Source organism: Pseudomonas sp. D1HM (genome assembly GCF_019266105.1).
Taxonomy (GTDB): Bacteria; Pseudomonadota; Gammaproteobacteria; order Pseudomonadales; family Pseudomonadaceae; genus Aquipseudomonas; species Aquipseudomonas taetrolens.
Genome location: NZ_LRMN01000061.1, coordinates 1 through 484, shown reverse-complemented (window position 1 = coordinate 484; position 484 = coordinate 1). Strand labels below are relative to the sequence as shown.

Annotated in this window: 1 protein-coding gene; it reads right to left on the bottom strand. The window is 63.4% G+C overall.

Annotated features, from left to right (window positions below; all coding sequences use genetic code 11):
• Positions 1 to 404: FadR/GntR family transcriptional regulator (locus AWM69_RS22730; protein ID WP_218728612.1), on the bottom strand; the 404-nt coding region annotated here is incomplete at its 3' end.
• Positions 405 to 484: the final 80 nt, after the last annotated feature.

Here is a 484-nt window from a genome sequence, read left to right as displayed (position 1 = left end):
GCCGCCCGCATGCCCGCCAGTTGTTCGGCGCTGCGCCGTTGCGCGGCCAGCCCGGCCGACTCGACTTCAAGGCTGATGCGCAGCTCCAGAATCGCCAGCACATCGCGCAACGTCACCACGGTGGCCGGGTCGATGCGAAAGCCGCTGGGGCTTGGCGTGTCCAGCACGAAAGTACCGATGCCGTGCCGGGTCTCGACCTGCCCTGCCGCCTGCAGCCGGGAAATCGCTTCACGCACCACCGTGCGGCTGACGCCATGGGCCGCCATGATCGCAGACTCGGTGGGCAATTTATCGCCTCGCTTGAGCAAGCCATCGCGGATCTGCTCGGACAATACCGTCACCAACTCTTGCGCAAGGCTGCGGCGTTTGCGAGGAAGGCGCGGGACGTCGATCTGGTTTTCCATGGTGAACATTTATCTCGGATTCAAGGGATATCGGGGTGGCACAGGCCTGCATCATAGCTCAAGGCGGTTGTACGATCACA